The organism is Flagellimonas zhangzhouensis (genome assembly GCF_900102925.1).
Taxonomy (GTDB): domain Bacteria; phylum Bacteroidota; class Bacteroidia; order Flavobacteriales; family Flavobacteriaceae; genus Flagellimonas; species Flagellimonas zhangzhouensis.
Window position 1 is genome coordinate 1 of the sequence record NZ_FNKI01000001.1, and the last position, 20,793, is coordinate 20,793.

Sequence of the window (20,793 nt, forward strand, 5' to 3'; positions counted from 1 at the left end):
CAGTTTACAACCCATAGGGCAGTCATCCTGCACGCGGCATGGCTGGATCAGTCTCCCGACCATTGTCCAATATTCCTCACTGCTGCCTCCCGTAGGAGTCTGGTCCGTGTCTCAGTACCAGTGTGGGGGATCCCCCTCTCAGGGCCCCTAACCATCGCTGCCATGGTGAGCCGTTACCTCACCATCTAACTAATGGTACGCATGGCCATCCCTGTCCGATAAATCTTTAATCGTCACATCATGCGATATAACGATACCATGGGGCATTAATCCAAGTTTCCCTGGGCTATTCCCCTGACAGGGGCAGGTTCCATACGCGTTCCGCACCCGTGCGCCGGTCGCCGGCGGAAAAGCAAGCTTTTCCCCGCTGCCCCTCGACTTGCATGTGTTAGGCCTGCCGCTAGCGTTCATCCTGAGCCAGGATCAAACTCTTCATTGTATTTCCTTGAATGTCTTCCGACATCCGGAAACCTCAGAGTCCCCGCATCAAAATGGTTCTTAATTCTCTTTACGCTGTCGTTACAATATGTATATGAACTTCTTTGTTTTTTTAACTCAAAATAACCAAGATTTTACTCCTGTTTTCCTTTCGTTAACGCCCTGCCTTATCAGCTAAGCGGGTGCAAATATACGCACGTTATTTTCTTTCCACAAAATGTTTTTGGATATTTTTTTCGAAAAAAAATCAATTAATTTATAAGTGCTTGTTTTTCAGTAATCACTAAATCTGCTTCTCAAAAAAATTATGAAAAGAAATTCCAAACCAACCCAAATCTGATCACAAAATCACGGTATGGGTAATTGGGTGCGGAGTAATAATTAGGCTCTGAAAAAATGGAATTCAGGTGTTCCAATTTGAAATAAATTCTAGTTTGTCTCACCTTGGCATTTATAAAAACATCCATTAAAGGATATGCTCCGAACTCTTCGTTGTTTTGAATATAGAATTCACCTAACAATGGATGATAGGCATTCATGTTATAAGAGGTAAAATATTTAAAGGTTACCCCTGTTTGAATGAACATGGCCTTATCAAAAACATCACTAGAAAAATACAAGGTGTTTCTCGTTACCAATTGTGGCAGGTTGAGCACTTGACTGTCTTGATCTACTTCTTGATACATTATTGTGTTCATCAAGGCCCATTTACGCCATTTTAACTCTTTCTGATATTTGACCTTTATATAATTTATGGTATTGGTTTCTTGAAATGGTTTCACAAAAGCTGTTTCTGATGCCCCATTCACTATATCTTCCTCTGTTATAGTAGAAGCAAAATAAGTGTAATTTTCCACGGAGTTCAACTCTGCCTGCAATAGACCAAAGATTTTGGAATCGAAACCAAATTCGATACTCTTGGTCTGAACCTTATCGAAATTATCCGTATTCTGCCAATTGAAATTCCTGTAATCGCTTTGAAACAACAAATAATTAAAATCGGGCATTCTTGAGGAGGCGTGCAATCCTCCAAATATGAAATGTTTAGGGGTCAATTGGAATTTGCCCAGTGCATCAAAATTATTCCCTGTAAGTTCTCCTGACACCGTATAGTTCACATTTCCTTCCAAGGACAATGGGCCAAAACTATTTTTATAGCTACCTCCTGCGGAAATCTCCTCCCCTTTTAATTGGTTTTGTATGGTTTCTTCTTCTGTAATTAAAAGGCTATTGAAGAAGTAATTGTAATTATATAGGTTAACATTCCCTGATAGACGCCCCAAGGTTTTATTGGAAAACTCCACACTGCCTTTGTTGAACATGGTCTTTAATCGGGCCCGATCTTCGATGGGAGTTACAAAAGGATCTTCGCCAAAGGCGCTATTGAGGGTTGATTGTTCAAAGTCGTACAGCTTTGATTCGTAACTAAACTCGTGACCTATGGTCAAGGTTGTTGGTTCTTTATCTTCATCATCCTTTTTATGATTGACCAGTTTGAATTGCTGATCAAAGAAGTAACGCTTCCCTAAAATGCGATTGTTGGCATTTTCAAAGAGTAAATCTATTTTGGCCCTATCGGCAAAATCATCCAGTCCGTCTTCAAACTGACTTCTATCCAATAATCCCCCACTCTCCTCGGAACTAAGTTTCTGAGACGCTATATGTCCACGTAGACCATAGCGCTCATTAGGAGATAAATAATTAAAGGTTATCCGAAACTTTTCATCTTGAGCTTCCTCATACCTATACTTTCCTAGTGATCTAAAACCAGTATAGGCTATTGAGGCATTAAAAGACCTTGACAAATTAAACGTCAATAGCGCATCCAGAAACTGACCTTGCTCCATTGAAGTCTTAAACATGAGCTCTGTCATCGGAGTTGGCACATGATAATATTTTATATCTTCTTTTTCGTAATAGCCATAATTACGCGCTGAAGCTCCCAAGGCAGGATAATAAGGTGTAGTCTTTAAGTTTTTACCCAATTCGTTATAAGGCTGACCCATATTTGCGAATGGCATCAATTCAAAATCATCCTTCCTTAAATAATTGTACTTATAATCCTTAAATATAGTAAGGGTAGTGTCTACACTGGTAGCAGCTCTATTATAATCGATGATTTTATAATCTGCAATGGTTATTGATACGGTATCCTTTGTTTTGAGCAGCGCCCTTCCTTTTCGTGCACTCTTATCCGCCCTTAAAGAATCCATCTTTTTGGAATCTACTGGTTTAATGGCCAAGGAATCTCCAGAGACCACTATTAAGGTATCCTTTTCTTTTGGCGGGGGTATTGAGTCTTGCTGGGCAAAAATGGCCTGAGCCGAAAAAAAGATAAGGGCAAACGTTAAAAATCTCATTCCACTATATTGGTTGGGCAAAGGTAAAAGTTTTGTTTCTAAAGAAATGTGAAAAAATAGGGCACAAAAAAAGTCCCGCTAATTGCGGGACTTTCCTTTTTGAAAAACAATGTTATTTCTAGTAACCAGGATTCTGATCTGCCTGAGTAATAGATTCGTTTGCATTGATTTCTGTCTGTGGGATAGGCCACAACAATCTGTTATCGTTATAGCTAATTCCTTTAGATTCGATAACTTCTTGAGCCAAGCCCAATCTTTTTACGTCGAACCATCTGTGACCTTCACCGTAAAGTTCCAAAAGTCTTTCTTGACCAATCAAGTCAACAAAGTTTCCAGAAGTTAAAGCTACATCACCTACATTGGCTCTAGATCTTACCTCGTTGATATAGTCAGAAGCAGCAGCATCGTTGTTACGTGCCAATAATTCAGCATACATTAACAATACATCAGCATATCTGTAAATATTAGGTTGATCTGTACCTGTAGCAACATCGCTGTATTTGGTCAAGATTCTGGCAGTCCCATCTTCTGGATCTCTAATAAGACCCAAACGAGCATCGCCAGCTTCAAAACTTTCAACCAAGGAAGCAGTTGGCGCAGTTTCCCTTCTACCACCTTCTGCAGATGGATAAAAGTAGAATGCCAATGCGTTACTATCGTCAGTAGAATAGTTCAATTTAAATATTGCCTCCGAGTTTGTGCCAGGCACGAACAAATCAGCATAATCGTCTACCAAAGAATAGCTTCCAATCAATGGCTCCAAAGTAGTTTGGGCAGCAGCATACTCTCCCAAAGCCATGTGTACTTTTGCTTTTAGCACACGTGCAGCATCGTTTGAGAATCTGTAAAGACCATTGTCATTAAGGCTACCCAATGCCGCATCGATATCAGCTTGAATGTAAGCATAAACTTCGCTTTCAGATGATCTAGCTACATTTCCAGCAGCAGAACCTTCTTGAGTTACCAATCCTTCTGGAACTGGAACACCTCCGTAAGTCTGCACTAAGTAAAAGTAGAAATAAGCTCTAAGTGCTCTTGCTTCTGCAATAGAAGCAGATTTAACAGCATCAGAAACTTCACCTTCCACAAGGGCATCCAAAGCTGCAATTACAGAATTGGCTCTAAAGATACCTGCATAGAAGCTTCCCCAGATATTAGTGTTGTTGGTATTACCTGTAGCACTAATGTTGTTTACGTTGTATTCTGTGTACGTAGGGAATGATCCTGTGTGGGTCAATTCATCAGCATAAAGTCCAGTTACCTGGATTGGCACCGCACCACCGATATTGGTGTTTTGGAATGCACTATAAATACCAACTACGGCCTGATCCGCTGTAGTATCATCTACGATAAAGTCAGCTGTACCCAACTGACCTGGGTTCGATAGATCTAGTAATGAGTCTTCACAACCTGTGGCGAACACAAGCAAAGACAATGTTAAACTGTATATTATTTTTTTCATCATTTTTTTTTTAGAATGAAACATTCACACCAAATTTCCACACTTTGTTAGCTCCCTGTGTCAAGAAATCAGTACCTGATGTTACTGCAGAAGCTCCACTATAGTTAACTTCTGGGTCGATTCCAGAGTAATCTGTGAACAACAACAAGTTGTCACCAGACACATAGAATCTTACCATATCAAAACCTAGAAGGTCTCTTGGCAAAGTATAACCCAAGGTTACGTTTCTCAATTTGATCCAAGAACCATCCTCTACAAATCTTGTAGAATCCAAGTTGTTGTGAGAAGCGGTGTCAACGTTAGGTCTTGGAAGACTAGCGTCAGTGTTTTCTGGAGTCCAGTAATCCAATTGACTTGTGAACTTACCATAGTTAGGGTTGGTTGAAGAACCAGAAAATTGCAATGTACTGTTGAATACATCGTTACCTTGAGACATTGCCCATAGGAAATCCAAATCGAATCCTTTGAAAGACAAAGTGTTTTTCCAGTGCGCAGTGTAATCTGCCCAAGGGTTACCTCCGATTACGTAGTCATCATCGTTGATAATACCGTCACCGTTTTGATCCACGTATCTAACATCACCAGCACCTACACCATTAGCAGCAAGGTTAGCAGGAACTTCATCATCAGATTGGTAAAGACCGTCAGCAACTAAAGTATAGAAAGCACCAAGAGGAGCACCTTCTTCGATACGGCTAACAAAACCTGTGCTAAATGGAGAGTTACCATCCAAAGAAGTAACCTCGTTATCCAATGTACTGAAACCTACAGTAGAAGTCCAGTTGAACTCACCATCTCTAAAGATATTGGCAGTAATTCCAACTTCGTGACCTTTGTTTGTCATGGAACCTACATTGCTGATAATACCAGCGGAAGCACCATCGATACCTACACCAAAACCAGAGTTACCTGGAAGTGGAACGTTCAACAACAAGTCATCGGTATCCTTGTTAAAGTAATCGTACTCAACAGTAATTCTATCGTTCCACAAACCGAAGCTTGCACCGAAGTTTAGCTGAGTAGTTTCTTCCCATTTTACATCTGGGTTACCAATAGTTGTGATACCTGTACCAACAACACCAGCATAACTTACTGCACCTACACCAGCTAGAGCGTCGTATGCACCAATACCTGTGTCGTTACCAGTTACACCGTAAGAACCTCTAACTTTTAAGAAAGTAAGTACGTCGTTTTTAAACCAATCTTCTTCTGAAAGGATATAACCCGCAGAAACAGATGGGAAATAACCGTATTTATTGTTAGGTCCAAATTTTGAAGAACCATCAGCTCTTAAAGAAGCTTCCAATAAATATTTGTTTTGGTAGCTAAAAGATGCTCTACCAATGAAAGACACCAAGTTATCTTCTGCGAAAGATCCTGCTGCATTGGTTACTGTAGCACCTTGAGATACGTTTTTCAACAATGGAGAGGCAAATCCTGTTCTTTCTGCAACTGTAGAACGAGACTGACGTCCGTTGTACTCAAATCCTAAGAAACCACCAACTGTGAAATCATCAAAGCTTTTGTCAATCAATAAACCTTGAGTGGTCATCAATCTTCTGATCACACGCTGTCTGTCTTCAGCCAAACCGTTTGATCCAGCACCTCTTGTAGAAGTTGAAGGCAAGTATGTTTTTTGGTAGAAGTCCAAGTTGTCTAGACCCCACTTAGAGCTAAATGTCAACCAATCGAAAAGATCGTATTGAAGCTCCGCATTTACCAATACTCTAAAAGTATCACCTGTAGCTTCGTTAGCCAAGGCGTTTTGTACTGGGTTAGAGAACAACCAAGAAGAACTATCAAAAGTTCCATCTTCATTGTAAATGCTGTTACCTGGGGATTCCAAGATAGCAGTAGACAACACACCATAGATATTGTTGTCACCGTTTACCAAGGTTTGTTTTTCATCAGTAACAGAAAAACCACCGATAAATCTGAATTTGTCAGTGAACTCTTGGCTCAAGTTCATTCTAAAGCTTTCTCTTAAGTAATCCTGACCCAAGATTACACCTTCTTGCTTGTAAGAGTTACCAGCAATGTAGTATTTGGTTTTGTCAGATCCACCAGAAATGCTCACGTCCAAACCACGAACAATTGCGTTGTCCTTGTAGATGGCATCCATGTAGTCATCACCTTGGTCGGCAACTGAATCATAAAAGGCATCCAACTCGTCTTGAGTATATCCTGTAAAATCATCACTACCGTCAACAGCAGTTGACCAAGTACCGTTAGGGTATCTTCCAGAGTTAGCGTAGTATGCATCACCATATCTCAACCACTCACCGTAGTTGGTAACATCGTACTTGTTTACAGGATTTTGGATACCTACGTAAGAACCAACAGAAATTGTTGGCTTACCAGCTTTACCTTTTTTAGTGGTAATGATCACAACACCGTTAGAACCTCTAGATCCGTAGATTGCTGCAGAAGCGGCATCTTTCAAGATTTCGATAGACTCGATGTCGTTAGGGTTAATACTGGAAAGTGCACTGTTCTGCTGACCACCAAACGAGTTAGAAACGGTAGTACCTGTTTCCACCTGAACACCATCTACAATGTACAATGGGTTGTTGGAACCGTTGATGGAAGTCGCACCCCTAATTCTCAATCTTACCTCACCACCTGGAGCACCAGACGCTTGGCTTACTTGAATACCGGTTGCATTACCTTGTAAAGCACCGGAAATATTAGCAGTGGAAACTTTTTGAACATCTTCTGAGCTCACTTGAGAGATAGAAGTAGTTACTTTCTTTTTAGAAGTAGTACCATAACCTGTTACCACAACCTCTTCCAAGGCTTGGGTATCATCTTCCATTTGTACATTGATTGTACTGGAAGCGCCTATGGTTCTTTCTACCGTTTTTTGACCGATATAGCTAAAGCGCAATACTTGGCCAGTGGCGGCAGTGATGGTATAATTACCATCAAAATCAGTTTGTGTTCCGTCGGTAGTACCAACTACCAATACAGAAACACCAGGCAATGGCAAACCGGTCGCATCGGTTACATTACCTGAAATTGTTTTCTCTTGTCCAAAAGAGAAGGACATGCACAATACCAAAAATGGCATGAGCACGTACATGAATTTAGTTCTCATTTACTACTTATTTTGAATTAGCGTCGCCAAAAATCTTGATAAAAAGAGGAGTTGCAAAAATTTTAACAGGCCAGCAACCATGGGGGATGAGACAATCTTCCATTTTGTTTTATTATTTTTAACAATCAATAAAGTGTCAATCATCTGATTACCTGATTTGTAGGAATTTATTTCACATTTATTTAACCTAAAAAGCAAGTCCAGACAAGCAGGTGTTAAAGTTTTAGCCCTCATGTTAAAATCATGTTATCGCTCTTTTTCTGAAGCTGGAACCGACGAAGCGGGTCGAGGATGCCTTGCCGGACCCGTCACCGCTGCAGCCATTATTTTGCCAGAAAGCTTTAAAAATTCCATTCTCAACGATTCCAAACAGTTATCCGAAGTAAAGCGCGAACTTTTACGCCCAATATTGGAAGAAGAAGCAGTATCCTTTGCCGTCCAACATGTGTTTCAAGACGAGATAGATGAAATAAATATTCTCAACGCCTCCTTTTTGGCCATGCATCGCGCATTGGACCAACTGCAACAGGCCCCTAGTTTTATATTGGTGGATGGCAATCGGTTTAAACCCTACCCCAACATAGACCATGAGTGCATTATTAAAGGAGATGGAAAATACATGAGCATTGCCGCAGCTTCTGTTTTAGCCAAAACCTACCGCGATGCGTATATGGCACAAATTCATGAAGAGTTTCCCATGTACAACTGGAAAAAGAACAAAGGATACCCTACCAAAGAACATAGAGAGGCGATAAAAGCGTACGGACTTACCAAATATCATAGAAAAAGCTTCAGACAACTTCCAGAACAATTATCGTTGGATATTTAAAAGTTCTAACTTTGTTTGAAACTTCATGCATGAGATTTAAGGTACTTTTTTGTTTGACCGCCATTTTTTTAGCATCCTGCGCAAAAGAGGTAACGACCAAAGATTCCCTACTGGACCACCTACCTCCCAACCCAGCCCTTATAATTAAGGTAAACAACCTCACCAATTTTAAGAGTGAACTTAAAAACAACTCGGTTTTAAAAAAGCTTGAGGATTTTTCCAATATCCAAGATATATCTGGAAAGTTGGAGGGATTAAATCCACTTTCTACGGATACCAAATGTCTTTTAGGTTTTTATGAAGTTGGGAAGGACACCTATGATTTTATTTTGGTGACACCGAACAAGCCCGGTCTATTTAATGTGGATAGCATCAGCAATAAATCGGTGGAGTCCTTGACCTATGAAAATGCCTCAATCTCAAAATATGTTTTGGACGACAAAGAAGTTTATAGCGTGGTAGAAGGGCAAAACCTTTTAATGAGCTCTTCTCAAATGCTGATGGAAAATTTGGTACGCACCAAAACCAAAAATCCGACAGACCCTATTTTATCCAAAGTGTACCAAACCAATTCTCCAGATAAATCGGCCACCTTTTTTATGAATATGGAAGGGAACACTTCCCTCCTATCCTTAAAAGAAGGATCAAATTCAGAGAGCAAATCATTTTCCTCTTGGGTTTCGTTGGATTTTACTGCGAATTCGGATGACATCAATCTTAGTGGTGTGGCTATGGCAAACGATTCCACTAAAAATTTCATCAACCTTTTTAAAGGTACCAATGCATTGGTAAACAAAACTCCAAATTTGGCGCCGCTCAATGCCGAAGCTATTTTGTCCTATACATTTGATGACTATCAGGTTTTTGCCAAAAACCAAAATGTGTATCTCGACAGGGTCAAAGCTGTGGATTCCCTTTTCAACACCATTGAAGAAGTGGGTATGGTGTATATGAACAGCAGCAAAGCTGTATTATTACATTCCTATGGCCCCCAAGGTCTTTTTGACTATCTGGATAGTCAAAAAGTGGGGTCCGAAAATTATCAGGGAAGTGAAATCATGTCGCTTCAAGAAAAGAATTTCATTACCGAAGCTTTTACTCCCTTAGTTTCTGATTTTGAATCGAATTTTTGTACCATTTTAGAAAACAGTTTTGTTTTTACTGAGGACAAGGAAACTTTGCAGACTTTGATCAGCAATCATAAAAGCACCTCATCCATGAGCAATGGAGCAGTGTACAAGACAGCGATGAACACTTTAGCCACGGAATCCAGTGTATTATTTATAGCCGATGATTCAGGAATCAACCATTTTGCCGAACAGGAATTGACATCCGAAGTTTTTGAAGACCTAAGCAATACCGATTTAAAAGAATACGCATTTGCCTCCCAAATGGTAATGGACAATGGTTTTGCCCATTTTAATGTGATGGCATCCAAAATCGGTAAAACGCAAGAGACCAATACTGTTACCCCTTTATTTACTTTGGAATTGGATACCGATTTAGCCACCCAACCCCAATTCATGAAAAATCATAGGACCAACCTACAGGAAATCGTGGTGCAGGACCGCAACAATGTGCTGTATCTGATTTCCACGGATGGAAAAGTACTTTGGACCAAACAGCTCGAAGGAAAGATTCAAGGGGATATGCAACAGGTAGACATTTATAAAAATGGAAGATTGCAATTGGCATTTTGTACCGACAATCAATTTATGATCGTGGATCGCAATGGAGATGATGTGCCTCCATTTAAAATGGAATTTGAAGGTGGCAACTTGAACCCTTTGGCCATTTTTGATTATGACGGCAGCAAAAACTATCGCTTTGTAATCACCCAAGGTCGAAAAGTATTTATGTATAACAACCAAGGGAAGATTGTGAACGGCTTTACCTTTAAGGAAGCTTCGAGCAATATTTTAGGTGCTCCAAAACACTTTAGGGTGGGAAGTAAGGATTATCTCGTATTTAAATTGGAGGACGAAACCCTTAAAATTCTCCACCGTGTAGGTAGTGATCGCATAAAAGTGGCCGAGAAAATCGATTTTTCCACCAACGAGGTTTTCCTATATAAAAACAAGATTTCGGTAACCAACAAAACTGGGGTGCTGCATCAAGTTGATACCAACGGCAAACTGACCGCCACCAATTTTAACTTGAATAAAGATCACGGTATGTACGCCACCAGCAACACTTTAGTGTTTATGGATGATAATGTGTTGAGCATTCGCGGTAAAAAGGTTGAACTGGATTTAGGCGTTTACTCCAAACCCAAAATATTTTACATCTACGATAAAATCTATGTGTCGGTGACGGATATACAGAACCAGCAAATCTATCTTTTTGATAGTCAAGCAGAACCTCTTGCTGGTTTTCCAGTGTACGGAAGCTCTTTAATTGATCTAACAGATATGGACAACGACCGAAAATTGGAATTGGTTGCCAAGGATCAAGAGAATTCGTTGATTGTGTATAAGATGAATTAAAATGGATTTAGAACTAATCCCTAACCTTAATCCTAATTTTAGGCCTGAGTTCTTTTAACTTTTCAATCTGCTTGTTGGGCACCTTGGAACTTAGTTCAACTTTCCATAACTGTTCACAATCAAACAATGGAGAAATATCTTCAATTTCTGTTTGGGAAATATTTATTGCACCTAAATTCGAACAGTTTTTTAATTGAGAAATATCGGCGACCTTGGTTCTGGAAATATCCAAATCAGCAAGATTGGTCAACCCATTGAGCAAATCCAAATTTTCAATTGCTGTATCCGAAATTTCCAACACCCTTAAATTTTTCATTTTTGACAAAGCAGAAAAATCGGTTAAACTATCACACCAATTGGCATGTACTTCTTGCATATTTTTATTGTTTTCAAGAAAATCCAACGAAGTAACTTCCTTGTCATTGGACATTCTGACCACTTCTAATTTGTTCAAACCTTTTAAAACTTCCAACGCTTCATCGGTAGCTTGTTTGTTCATGTAAATATTCAATTCCTTAAGGTCTTTGAGATGTGCTATTGGCTCATAATTTTCAAACGTATGTCCAAAACCATATAAAGAAAGCTTTTGAATATTTGGAGTTGTTTCCAAAAACGAAATGGAATTCACATCACTCATATAAAAACTTGCATTTTTCAACTGATCATGTCCACTCAAAGCCTCTGTATTAGTCACACGGGTTGCATAAAAATTAATTTCTGTTAATTTGGTCAACTTGGCCAATGGCCCAAGATCCAATGGGGTTTCTTCGGACGATTTCAATGCATTGAAAATAAGTGTAGTAAGCGAATCCAAATTTGAAACCGCATCAATATTTGCAATTTGCTCATTATGTCTTGAAACTTCCAGTTTTCTGATCCATGGAAAATTTTCGCAAACGATATCAAAATCTTGCTGGCTAGCAACTTTTCCTATCACAACATTTATGTCATTTTTCTTTTCTGCAGTATTGATTGCCTCTATGGCCTCAGAAGTGGCATGATTGATAATTATGGAGTAGGAATTAATTTTAAAATCGATTGGGTCTTCTTGAGCATGCATCGTATAAACACTTAAAAGCATTAGAGCGAACAGTATCGATATCTTTTTCATCATTTTATTTTACTTGGTTTTAGCCTATTATCTAAAAGAGTCTTTTTATCATTCGAATAAATTCCAAAAAGACTTAACAGGATAAAATTGCCTAAATGATGAATATATATGAGTTGCCAATTGACCAATACCCTTTATCAATTGACGGATGGGAGTGAATCTATTGATTAAATTTATATGCGAGTATAGTTAGCTTTAGTTTTTTATCCAATCAATAGCACTTTCAGACATTTTTTTATAGTCGTGACCAACATTTTTTATGGTGTCTACTTTCCAGTTAAACTTCCAATTATTTTTGGTCGCCAATTGCATGTTCACATAAAAAAAAGTTGTTCCACGTTCCAATCGATGTGCTCCTTGCTCCATGGCCAAATCCGTTGTCCTGAAAGTCCCTAAACTTGGGTCATTATCCAATTCTCCTAAAAGGACAATCAATCTTTTTTTGTAGGATTTTTGCAAATCTGTTGCTGTACTTTGAATGCCATACGGAAATTCAAGGTTCTCGTTTGGAAGCGTATAAAAGCCAGAATTGGCAGCGATAGCTGTTCCAATTCTCGATTCGGGCATTAACATTACCATTCTATGCACAAATTGTCCACCAGCAGAATGACCAAAAATATTGTACTGCTCATTTGTAATCGTATTAACTGATTTAATGTAGTCAAATATGTTTTCAACTACTGTAAATGCCCATTCAATTTTTGGATTTTCGGCACCAAAAAAAGTGAATAAATTCCCTTCTTGATAGTCGTTCGTTGTATATTTTGAAAACTTATTCTCGAATTCAGGTGCTATTATTAGTAGGTTATTCTTATTGGCCAATTCAATCCAAGCGTTTAGATAGTCATCTGCATTTCGTCCGCCGCCGTGCATAACAAAAACTATTTTGTCTTTGTCGTTCCAACTTTCAGGTTTGTAGGTCCATACCTTAATCGATTTTCTCTCACTGTGTTTATAAGCGTGGATAACAAAAGAGTCTTTTCCTGCTTTAATTTTACTGACTGTTGTGATTTCAGGCCCTTTTGGAAGTACATAGAGGTAAACGTACCCCACAACTGAAAGAAGTAAAAGAATGGAAATTGTATATAGAATTACCTTTTTTACTATTCTAAAAAATTTGTTCACTAGTTCGTTTTTTGTTTGCTATAATCTAAATAGCCTTGATTAGCTCCATATGCAAAATGGGATAGGGTTTCCCCGTAGGATCGGTTTCGGAACGCCCCACGATCTTGAAACCACAATGTTTGTAAAACCCAACTGCCTGTTCGTTTTGTTCATTTACATCAACTTTGTTGATCTGCAAATTCTCAATAGCATAGTCCAATAACGCTTTGCCTATCCTTTGCCCTCTGTAATCGGGATGAATGAACAACATTTCTAAGTTTTGTTCTGCAACGCCTAAAAAACCCACAATGTCATTTTTGCTATTTCGAATACAACGTAACTCCACGGCATCCAAATAAGTGTACAAGATCAAAGGCTTAAAATATTGGATATCCTCTTCTTTTAAAAAGTGATGCGTAGCCCTTACCGAAGCTTCCCAAACTTCAACAACTTCTGGATATTCCGATGTTGCAACAATGTCTATGTTATGCGTCATTTTATCTACTTACAATTTGATTACAAAGGTTATTTTTTAGTCAATTCCTCTAAACGTTTTTCTGAGTTTTTGCACCAATAACAGTTTTTATCAGCCCCCAATGCAATGGCCTTGTTAAAACTCACAATGCTATTCTCTGTATCACCTAGTATAAAATATGCTTCTCCCACGGAGTCCCAAAGATTTCCATCATCAGGAAACAGACTTGTATTGAGTTGTAGCAGTGCGATTCCCCAATCTGCATCCTTACTTTTGGAAACTTGATTGAATCCGATTCTATTCAGTATCGCTCTATCGCTTATTGGCATCCCAGTTTTATCTTCCATAAATGGATTTAATTCATTAACATTTCCTGCTATGTTAACATTCATAAAATCAAAGACCAATTCATAAGTATTTTTAGGAATCGTCGTAGGCTCATAATTTTCATCATTTACCATCGAAGCAATTTCCCAACCCATATTTTCTGACTGTTGATTTAAGATGGAATTTGACAAAACAATAACTACCAAATCATCCTTGGCGTACCTCAAAAAATCGGCAAAGAAAATTCCATTACTACCATTATGGGTTACAATCTTTGTGTTGTTTGAAGTATTAAATATGGCCCAACCGTATCCATAAAATGAGGTGTTGCCCTCGTTTTCGGCAACGTGAGCAGTTTCCATCAACTGTTTTGTTTCTGCTTTTAACACCTGATTGTTTTCCAAGGCCAAATGCCAAGTGTAAAGATCCTCAACGGTCGAATAAACATCTCCCTTTCCAATGCTGTACCAATGATTGTCATTGTATGGCAGGTATTCTTGTGTTGTTCCCCAATCTTCCCAAAAACCATCAGTATATTGAAAATAATAGCCATGGGCAAGTTGTTCACTATTGAAGTTTATGCTTTTATAACCTGTGTGGTCCATATGCAATGGTTTCCAAAAAGTTTCCTTTAAAAACGTTTCATAATCCTGCCCAGAAACCTTTTCAATTATAGCTGCCAAAAGAATATAGTTGGCATTGGCGTAAGTATGTTTACTGCCTGGCAGGTACATTAACTCAGCAGCAAAGCATTCTTTTAAAAACTGTTCCTTAGATGCTTCATGATATCGAAACCCTCCCATTTGAGGGGAAATTCCCGAGGTATGTGTCAATAATTGATGTATGGTTATATTTTGTTTGTCTGCAGGAACCTGAGGAAAATAATGGCTGAGCTTATCGGAAACTTTCAGCATATTGTTCTCCATAAGTTTAAGAATTGCCGCCGCGGTAAATTGTTTGGTGACAGAACCTATATTGAAAACCGTTTGTGATTTATTCGGAATCTTTCCTTTTCTATCGGCCCAACCATATCCTTTAGATACTATGATTTCGCCATCTTTTGCGACTAAAATGCTCGCAGAATATCCATTTTTAACACTATTGCTCACATACGTGTCAATTCTAGTTTTCACAGATTCATGATCAGCATTATCCTGCGCCATAACACTGGCGAAAAAGAGTAGGCAAAAAGACATTGAGATTAATATTCCTTTGCTCATAATTTGTTCAGTTTATTTTTGATTGATTTTTTTTGAGATTTTCTATGATTTGGGCATCTACCCAAAAAATATCTACATTTTCATAGTTATCCGACCCTACATTTCGAGAAAAGAAAAGGTATTTGCCATCTGGTGATACAAATGCAGATGCTTCCCATGCATTGGAATTTAATTTGTCACCCAAATTTATGGCCTCGCCCCATGAATTATTTGCTTGCTTAAAGCTGATATAAATATCAGAACTTCCATATCCATTCTCTTTGACCGCATCCCACAATACATAAGATTCGTCGGGTGCAATAAAGGGGTGATTAAAATTTTTAATCCCAGTATTAATGCTTTTATCCAATATTTGAGGAGCTTGGTGTTTACCATCTACCATCGTAGAATACCGCAACGGGAAGTCAGGATGCTCTTTAAAATAGGAATCAAAATAATACGTTCCATTTGCAGAAGCTGACAAACGCATTATAGGTATATCATTCAAAGGCGGGTCAAGTTTTTTGATTTCAGACCACCCAGAATCCGTACGTTCCAAATAGCTATTACCAAGGTGCATTTTAGTGCCATCTGGAGAAATAAAAGGTTGTCCCATCCGCTTTGAGACAACCGATTCCTTCCACTCATTGCCAATCAATTCAATTACAACCATGACGGATTCTCGATGTGGCCCACCTTGTCTTATAAAATAAAACTCCTTTGCATCTGGTGTAAATGTCCCTCCATATTCATAAAATTTGGTGGAAACAATATTTGGCGCAAAAACTTCTGGTACTGAACCTGGAGGTTTTAGTCCAAAGAAAAGTGCTTCTTTGGAAGGTGTCTGTTCAATCTCCTTTTTGTTATCACAAGAGGCTGAAACAAAAAGTAAAATCCAAAAAATGGGTTTGATTAAAATTGGAATTATTCTGATTGGATTTTGCATCGAGAAATTTTAAATATGTTGTATCAAAGGCTCAATTAAATACTCTTATTTGGTCACTTCAACTGAATTCCAAACCCCAGTTTTGGCTGTTTCTTCAACATAAGCCCTAAACTTTTTAGCGGGTCTGCCCAATACTTTTTCAACATCATGAGTCACCTTTTGATTGTTTGGATTGGTCAAGACATGGGAAAATAAATACTCGATCAGCCAAACCACATCGGCTGGTAGTTGCATTTGATTCATTCCCTCCACATATTGCTCAAGGGTTATGTCGTAAAAATTTAATTTAATATCACTCACTTGGGCAATAGTGGCAACAATATCCTTGAAAGTAATCAATTCAGGTCCAGTCACCTCAACAATTTCACCATTGTACTGATCATCCATCAAAACTTTGGCGGCGACTTCAGCAATATCGTCGGCATCCACAAACGGAATCAATACATCAGACATGGGCAAAGCCACCTCTCCTGAAAGAATAGGCTCCAAAAAGAAACTTTCGCTCCAATTCTGATTGAACCACGAAGCTCTCACAATAGTATAATCCATACCCGAACCCATCACAATTTGCTCACAAGTTTCAGCTTCAACTTCTCCCTTACCCGAAAGCAACACCATTTTTTTAACTCCTAATTCTTTCGCCAAATAGGTTAAACTTTCAATCGCTTTTTTAGCTCCAGGCACTGCCAAATCAGGATAATAGGTAACGTACATTCTTTCAATACCCTCTAAGGCTCCCACCCAAGTATCTTTGTTATCCCAATCAAAACTTGGGGAGGCACTCCTCGAACCAATTCGAGGTTCGATACCTTGTTTTTGTAATTGTTCCACTACTCGGCGACCTGTTTTTCCAGTTCCACCAATAACTAAAATGTTTGATTTCATACTAAGTTGTTTTTAATATAGTTTTTGAATAAATAGAGATAAGATCAATAAGATGAATGAGATCAAGCCCGCCACTGTTCTTATGTTGTGGTAGCGATTCCAATGATGCTCATAATGCGTTCTGAATTGCTTTAATTCTTCCACACCTAGGCTGGAAATATCCGTTACGTTCAAGGCATCATTCAGGGGAACATTTCCAAAGACGGTAACTCCAAAGGTGCCAATCAAATAAATTATTGCCGCAGCCAATACCAACCCAAACACTGGTTTTTGATTATATTGAAGGATTGTATTGAAGACCAAAGTGATCAAGCTTCCAAAAAACACCATAAAGAACATGGGGTTTAGAATTTCCCTGTTGATGTTTTGCATGGTTTCCAAATAGGTGAAATCCCCCACTTTTTTGGTGCCCAAGATGACGGAAACAGACCATGCAAAGAAAAATCCTGCGGAAAGCGCATTCAGGAGCACGGTAATTATAAAGACGACTGTTTTCATTTTTTGATGTTTTGATGTTGATATTGATGTTTACCAAAGTAACATGTGACGAGATACAACTCGGCAGCAATCACATAAAACATAGGGTCAGAAAAGAATTCCGTATGGTTCCCCCCTGCTGGAATTATAAATACAGGAACGGTGATAAAGGCATCCAAAAGTGCTGCAACAATTACAAAAGTGAGGGCCAGCAAAGCAGGTTTCATTAGTCCTTTTTTATAGAACAAATAGGCTCCCAAAAATGAACTGGGCACAATTGCCAAAATCAAAACAATGTTGGCTTGTTTAGCAGGATCCTGCAAAATGGGAGCATAAAACGATGTGAGATAAAAACTTACGCCCAATAGCCAAACTAAAGCTCCGCAGGCGATACTAAGAAATGTGTTGCTGGTCATAATCTTTGGTATTTAATTATGACGCAAAGCTATAGCGGCTGTTATCCAGCCACTTATTCGGAAAGCATTTTGATTTATTCGAAAAGAATTTTACACCTGGCTAGGTCGGTAGCCGAACTTTTTTTCAAAAGCATTGGAGAACGAACCCAAACTATCGTAACCTACAGCCCAAGCAGCCTCTTGAATGGTTTTTTGTTCGTTTTTGATAAGGTTATAGGCTTTTTTTAGGCGTTCGTTCTGCAAGTATTTAAAAACGGGAACCCCAAATTGCGCTTTGAACTCCTTTTTTAGTGTATTGGTGTTGGTTCCAATTTTATGGGCCAATTCGGTTAGAGAAGGTGGATTTTCCAAGTCGGACAATAGAATTTCTTGGGCTAGGTTTATTTTTTCCAATTGAGACGCATCCATTTGAATGGATTGTTGCGCAGCCAATTGTCCAAAATAATGTGAAAGCAAGCCTGTCATATGGCTTTTGTAAAACAACATTTTAATGCCTCCTTCATAAGTGTTGCTGAAAAACTGCTCCACCAACAAAAACATTTCTGGCGACATTTTAAAAACGGGACCTTCGACGTAATGATCTTTGGGATGCACCAAAGGTGATAAAAACTGCTCCAAAAACTGGCCTTCTCCATTGGGTAATTTGTCTAAGTTTCTGATGGTCGTCGCAATCACCAAACATTGTAAAGGCTTATCGGGCGAAACATGATGTTCAAATTCAACTTGCTCATCAGCATAGAAGGAAAGCACCATGCCCTTGGTATGATGGAACTCTTTGGTTTTCCCTTCGTACTTTACTTTTAAGCCCACATCCCCAGCTCCATAAAAGGCGATGGCAATTACAGGCTCATCAAAAAAACACGAATCCACCAAAGAATTATCGGTAGAGGCTTCTTCCAATAAAATAGTGCAATCGTTTATGTCCAATATTTCACGGTTCATACCCTAGTTATGAAATATGATTCCAAATCTGTTCCAAGTTTCATCGGTGAAGTTAAGAAAATTTCATCCCTTACTCCATTTAGGTAACAGCTTATACATCAGTTCGTACGAGCTGTACAAATTGATTTCCAACAGCGGCCACATTTATGTAGCTTGGTACGAATTGCTTAATCGACAAACTAAAAAACACTAGAAATGAAAATCTCCAACAAAATTTGGGCCTGTCTCATCTTTACCTTGTTGTTAGGTACCAGTACACAAGCACAATTTTTTAAAAAATTAACCAAGAAAGCAGAAAAGGCCGCACAGCGTACCGTTGAAAATCGTGTAGATAAAGAAACCTCAAAAAAGACAGATCAGGTTTTGGACAGCATTCTGGAACCAGGTTCTGGAGGAAAACAAGTCCCTGGTAATACGCCACAAAACGGTGAGCTACCCAATGAAGAAAACACTACTCCATCAGGTACCGTAAAAGCTGGTCCACAAACCATTGAGGTGTACAGCAAATTTGATTATGTACCAGGAGACAAACCATTGTTCTTTGATGATTTTAATGATGAGTTCATAGGTGATTTCCCATCCAAATGGAACACCAATGGGTCTGGAGAAGTGGTTACGGTCGGGAACATACCTGGCAAATGGTACGCAATTGCCAATAAGAGTTTAACGGTACCCAATTTAGGCACTGCACTTCCCGAGGATTTTACTTTGGAATTTGACCTAAAGGCTACCAATCTCACCAAAAACACAAGTTCTCAGGCTGTTTTTCGTATTTATTTATCTGAAACCTCTCATTTAACAACTAATGAGAGCAATGCACTGTCAGTTCTTTCACTTTGCCAGTACATTCCAATAGGTGTAAAGGTTGACAACTATTTTAAAGATGACCCCTCGCCCATTCAGAATACCATGCAGCAAGATTTAAGGGATGTTTTTCAAGAGGTGGTCCATGTTTCTATTGCGGTAAATAAAAACAGATATCGACTTTGGCTCAACGAAAACAAAATTGTAGACCTACCTCAATTTATTGTGCAACCTGACCTGATCAATCATGTTAAGTTTCAGGTAAACGGAATCGACACGCAAAAAAATCAAGAACAAGTGCTAATCAGTAACTTAAAGATTGCTGAGGGAGGTGTAGATCTTAGAAGAAAACTACTGGCTGAAGGGAAAATTTCAACCAATGGCATTCTCTTTAATTCTGGCTCTGCAGACATCTTGCCACAATCCATGGGGATCATTCGTCAAATTTCACAAGTATTGAATCAAGATAGTTCCATCAAACTTAATATTGTAGGTCATACCGATGCCGACGGGTCTGACGAGAACAATATCAACCTTTCCAAAAATCGGGCTGAAGCTGTAAAAAATGCCTTGGTATCCGTTTACGGTATTTCCGCCGATAGGTTAAGCTCCGAAGGCAAAGGCGAGAGTGTTCCTGTGGGTGACAATAGCACAGCTGAGGGCAAAGCACAAAACCGACGCGTTGAATTCATTAAACTTTAATATAGCACACTAAAACATGAAACGTTATTTTCTTTTACTTGTAATGGCAATTTTTGCCCTGCAAGCTTCCACCGCACAAACCAGTTGCAGCACTTACTATCCTTTGACCGATGATGTCTCTTTTCAATACACCAATTATGATAAAAAGGGGAAAGAGGAGGGAAAAATAAATTATAAAGTCACCGATGTGCAAAACTCAGGCAGCACCACTACTGCGACCATGGTGATGGAAATGATTGACAAAAAGGGAAAAACCTATACTTCCGATTATGATATTACCTGCGATGGAAATGTGGTAACCATTGATTTCGAATCGTTGATGAACGAGCAAATGCTGAGCCAAATGGGGGACATGGAAATGGATATTTCGGGCACAGATGTGGAATTGCCCAACAACCTCTCTGTGGGACAAACCCTGCCTGATGCCAATCTTAGTATTAAAATGAAAATGGGTGGTGGCATTAATATGAATACGAACATAGAGACCATTAATCGTAAAGTGGAAAAACAGGAAAGCATTACCACTCCTGCAGGTACTTTTGATTGTTATGTGATTTATAGCGAAACCCGAACCAAAATGATGATGACCAACCAAACTTTTCCATCCCGTATGTGGTTGGCCGAAGGTGTGGGTATGGTAAAACAGGAATCGTATAACAAAAGCGGAAAATTGATGGCCAGCTCATTATTGACCCAACTCAACAAATAAAAACAACATTTTTAAATTACGAAA

The 20,793-nt window shown here is 38.9% G+C and carries 16 protein-coding genes and 1 rRNA gene; 4 read left to right on the plus strand and 13 right to left on the minus strand.

The annotated features are described in order from the left end of the window. The 4 genes from BLQ18_RS00005 to BLQ18_RS00020 form a co-directional block, all read right to left on the minus strand. Positions 1-439, minus strand: a 16S ribosomal RNA gene (locus BLQ18_RS00005); the annotation flags it as partial. 304 nt (positions 440-743) lie between these two features. Then, positions 744-2,798, minus strand: coding sequence for a putative porin (locus BLQ18_RS00010; RefSeq protein WP_175443687.1), 2,055 nt, complete (start codon positions 2,796-2,798; stop codon positions 744-746). Positions 2,799-2,916: 118 nt separating this feature from the next. Next, the gene (locus BLQ18_RS00015) at positions 2,917-4,260 is read right to left on the minus strand and encodes a RagB/SusD family nutrient uptake outer membrane protein (RefSeq protein WP_175443688.1); all 1,344 of its coding nucleotides are present in this window, start codon (positions 4,258-4,260) and stop codon (positions 2,917-2,919) included. 10 nt (positions 4,261-4,270) lie between these two features. After that, positions 4,271-7,357, minus strand: a complete 3,087-nt coding sequence (locus tag BLQ18_RS00020; RefSeq protein ID WP_090291423.1) for a SusC/RagA family TonB-linked outer membrane protein — start codon at positions 7,355-7,357, stop codon at positions 4,271-4,273. Positions 7,358-7,589: 232 nt separating this feature from the next. Between BLQ18_RS00020 and BLQ18_RS00030 the strand changes: the two genes are divergently transcribed. After that, positions 7,590-8,186, plus strand: a complete 597-nt coding sequence (locus BLQ18_RS00030; protein ID WP_090291428.1) for a ribonuclease HII — start codon at positions 7,590-7,592, stop codon at positions 8,184-8,186. Positions 8,187-8,215: 29 nt separating this feature from the next. Further along, entirely contained in the window at positions 8,216-10,672 is a 2,457-nt protein-coding gene (locus BLQ18_RS00035; protein ID WP_090291430.1) for a ribonuclease HII, read from the plus strand. A gap of 13 nt (positions 10,673-10,685) precedes the next feature. Here BLQ18_RS00035 and BLQ18_RS00040 read toward each other — a convergent pair whose 3' ends face one another. From BLQ18_RS00040 to BLQ18_RS00080, 9 genes are all read right to left on the minus strand, one after another. After that, positions 10,686-11,786, minus strand: coding sequence for a leucine-rich repeat domain-containing protein (locus tag BLQ18_RS00040; RefSeq protein ID WP_139150341.1), 1,101 nt, complete (start codon positions 11,784-11,786; stop codon positions 10,686-10,688). 192 nt (positions 11,787-11,978) lie between these two features. After that, positions 11,979-12,908 (minus strand): alpha/beta hydrolase family protein, encoded by a 930-nt coding sequence (locus tag BLQ18_RS00045; protein WP_090291434.1) that lies wholly within the window; start codon positions 12,906-12,908, stop codon positions 11,979-11,981. A 25-nt stretch (positions 12,909-12,933) separates the two neighbouring features. Beyond that, positions 12,934-13,383: a GNAT family N-acetyltransferase gene (locus tag BLQ18_RS00050; protein ID WP_090291436.1), complete on the minus strand. Its 450-nt coding sequence runs from the start codon at positions 13,381-13,383 to the stop codon at positions 12,934-12,936. A gap of 29 nt (positions 13,384-13,412) precedes the next feature. Then, positions 13,413-14,909, minus strand: coding sequence for a serine hydrolase domain-containing protein (locus BLQ18_RS00055; RefSeq protein WP_090291440.1), 1,497 nt, complete (start codon positions 14,907-14,909; stop codon positions 13,413-13,415). Between the two features lie 7 nt (positions 14,910-14,916). Beyond that, a complete protein-coding gene (locus tag BLQ18_RS00060) occupies positions 14,917-15,834 on the minus strand; it encodes a TolB-like translocation protein (RefSeq protein WP_090291442.1) in 918 nt (305 codons plus the stop codon). A gap of 45 nt (positions 15,835-15,879) precedes the next feature. After that, on the minus strand, positions 15,880-16,719 hold the full coding sequence (locus tag BLQ18_RS00065; protein ID WP_090291444.1) for an SDR family oxidoreductase: 840 nt from the start codon (positions 16,717-16,719) through the stop codon (positions 15,880-15,882). Between the two features lie 12 nt (positions 16,720-16,731). Continuing rightward, a complete protein-coding gene (locus BLQ18_RS00070) occupies positions 16,732-17,217 on the minus strand; it encodes an anthrone oxygenase family protein (RefSeq protein WP_090291446.1) in 486 nt (161 codons plus the stop codon). Further along, the gene (locus BLQ18_RS00075) at positions 17,214-17,612 is read right to left on the minus strand and encodes a hypothetical protein (protein ID WP_090291448.1); all 399 of its coding nucleotides are present in this window, start codon (positions 17,610-17,612) and stop codon (positions 17,214-17,216) included. Before BLQ18_RS00075 ends, BLQ18_RS00070 begins: the two co-directional genes overlap by 4 nt. A gap of 90 nt (positions 17,613-17,702) precedes the next feature. Continuing rightward, entirely contained in the window at positions 17,703-18,554 is an 852-nt protein-coding gene (locus tag BLQ18_RS00080) for a helix-turn-helix domain-containing protein (protein ID WP_090291450.1), read from the minus strand. A gap of 195 nt (positions 18,555-18,749) precedes the next feature. On the opposite strand from BLQ18_RS00080, the gene BLQ18_RS00085 reads away from it, so the two are divergent. Both BLQ18_RS00085 and BLQ18_RS00090 read left to right on the plus strand, forming a co-directional pair. Beyond that, positions 18,750-20,060, plus strand: coding sequence for an OmpA family protein (locus tag BLQ18_RS00085; protein WP_090291452.1), 1,311 nt, complete (start codon positions 18,750-18,752; stop codon positions 20,058-20,060). Between the two features lie 16 nt (positions 20,061-20,076). Continuing rightward, entirely contained in the window at positions 20,077-20,769 is a 693-nt protein-coding gene (locus BLQ18_RS00090; RefSeq protein WP_090291454.1) for a TapB family protein, read from the plus strand. Positions 20,770-20,793 lie beyond the last annotated feature (24 nt).